We start from the raw sequence: 2316 nt of genomic DNA on the forward strand, positions 1-2316 counted from the left end.
ACAGCCGCCGCTGGCCGCTCTGGACGAGCCCGCGCGGTCCGCGGCGGCCCGGCTGCGGGCCGAGGGCGCGCGCTGGGCGGTGGTGGTGAGCACCCGGGGCGATCTGCACGGCTGGGCGTCGGCGGACGCCCTGGCCGGGGCCGGAGCGCGGGGCACCGTGGGGGACGCGGCCCGGCGCATGGAGGCGTGGGTCCCCCTCGGGGCGCCGTTGAAGAAGGCGTTCAGCGAGATGCTCCAGCATGACGCGGGGTGGGTCGCGGTGGTGGACGGGGCCCGGTTCGTGGGAGTGCTGACCCCCGCGAAGCTGCACGAGGCGCTACGGCGCTCGGTCGACGCGGACCAGCGCGGAGTCTCACGCGACGAAGTCGACTTCGACTCGGTGTCGGACGCCTAGAAAGTGGGCCTCCGCTGTGGACGCGCTATACGAGTGACCCTGGAGAGTCGACGCGAAAGGCGTGCCCTCGTACGGCGAAGTCCGATGCGTCCCCGTCGGTGCGAGTGTCGTCCGCCCACGTGATGAAGGCGCTCTCCGAGCTGCCGTCCACCGACGTCGCGGCGCAGACCTGGAATCGATCGCCGGTCGTCGCTACCGTGCTGACCTGGATCTTTTCACCGAGCGAACCCTGACTGTCCGAACAGATCTCTGCCATGACAACAGGGACGGTGTCGAATGTGGTTGCGCTCTTTTCCACCCAAGTGAACAGGAAGCGCCCGCCCGGCAGCGGCGCGAGAGCCGGCCACGAGCGGTTGAACCCTTTCGGATTGCCCACGCTCAAATTGATCACCTCCGTACCGTCCCCGTCCGCCTCGAAGACATTCGCCACCACGGTGCTCTGCGGGACCCCGAGATCACTTTCCGCGATCGTTTCGATGCTCGCGATGACAAACCTTCCGTTTTCGAGAAGCGTCATTGCATTGGCACCCGGGAAAAACCCGCGAGTTCTGGTGCAGATTTTCTCGCCTCCCAAGGGCGAGCCGTCCAAGTCGAAGACCCTGAAAGTGAGCCGGCCCCCCTCGATCCCCGAGGGGTCGTCAGTCCATGCGACGACGTACCTCCCGTCATCCAGCACCGTGGCGACGGGGCGCCGATGGAACCCTTCGGTGATGTTGGCGGTGAACTCGGGGCCGGCCTTGCGGCCCTCGTCGTCGAAGCGTTGGGCACGAATGCGCTGACCCTGGCGGGAGTCCGCCCAGGTGACGACGGATCCACCGTCGATCATGCTGGTGACGGAGGGACGATTCTTCGGGTCGATGTCGGTGGTGCTGACCTGGATCTCCGGTCCTGTCTTCTGGCCGTCCACAAACCTCTGCAATTTCACCTGGGGCAAAGGCGGAGGTATGTTGAAGGGCTCCTCGATCCACACTGCGACCACACTGAAGCCTGCGCGGACGACCGTCGGCCACTGCCGGTTCGTGTTGCTGTCCGACGGAGTTGGCGTGCTCACTGTGAGCTCTCCACCGGTCTTCGCTCCGCTCGACCTCAAGATCTGGCCCTTGATGCTGGAATCGCTCCTGTCCGCCCATACGGCCATGTAACTTGAGTCGCGCAATGAGACGACTGCCGGCTGGAACTGAAGACTGCGTGTCGTCGTATTGATCAGAAAATCACCCATGCCTGATCTCCACTCCGGTATCTCGTCGCTTGAGATGGCGAGTGCGTCGCTTGAGATGGCGGGTGCGAGGACAGCGGTCATAAAGATCGTGACATGGACCGGACTCCGACGCATCCGGAGTTCCTGTGTGAAGGTGCCACGTGCCGACCGGAACGGACCGCCCGCCGTGCCGTCGTCGAACGTCCTCGGCCGCGAACAGTTCATGGCCGCCCGCGGGGGGACGCGCGACGTGCCCGGGACGCCGTGCGGGCGTTTGATGCGCGCGGCGTCGGATAACGTGCGGGGTGTGCTGATCACGGAAGGGGACGCCGCGCCGGGAACCGCGCTGCTGATCGCGGCTGCGCCGGCCGGCAAGGGGCGTCTGGTGGACGCGAGTTCGGTGCTGCCCTCGCTCGCCGCGGTCCCCCCGAGCGCGCTGACGGGTACGCGGGCGGCGACGGTGGTGGAGCTGGCGGACCCGCTGGACCCGCAGACGGTACTGACCCGGATCCGGGCGGCGGCGGCTTCGCCGGGGCCGCTGTTCCTCTATCTGGCGGGGCAGCTCCAGCTCGACCGCAAGCAGCGGCGGGTGCATCTGGCGCTCGCCCGGTCCACCGCGGCGACCCTGCGGTACACGGGGCTGCCGTGGCACTGGCTGGCCTCGGAGCTGACGATCAGGCGCCCCGGGACGACCACGGTCTTCGTCGATCTGGTGGCGGATCAG

Annotated in this window: 2 protein-coding genes and 1 pseudogene; 2 read left to right on the top strand and 1 reads right to left on the bottom strand. The window is 67.5% G+C overall.

Translation table 11 applies throughout. The features are described 5' to 3' along the window. Positions 1 to 394, top strand: a 394-nt coding sequence (locus tag FF041_RS24155; RefSeq protein ID WP_323392555.1) for a CBS domain-containing protein, incomplete at its 5' end; no start/stop codon positions are given. Positions 395 to 419: 25 nt separating this feature from the next. Here the strand turns inward: FF041_RS24155 and FF041_RS24160 are convergent. After that, a complete protein-coding gene (locus FF041_RS24160) occupies positions 420 to 1613 on the bottom strand; it encodes a hypothetical protein (RefSeq protein ID WP_153524768.1) in 1194 nt (397 codons plus the stop codon). Between the two features lie 256 nt (positions 1614 to 1869). On the opposite strand from FF041_RS24160, the pseudogene FF041_RS24165 reads away from it, so the two are divergent. Then, positions 1870 to 2316, top strand: a pseudogene (locus FF041_RS24165) (hypothetical protein); the annotation flags it as partial.

This window comes from Streptomyces jumonjinensis, assembly GCF_009600885.1.
In the GTDB taxonomy this organism is placed as follows: Bacteria; Actinomycetota; Actinomycetes; order Streptomycetales; family Streptomycetaceae; genus Streptomyces; species Streptomyces jumonjinensis.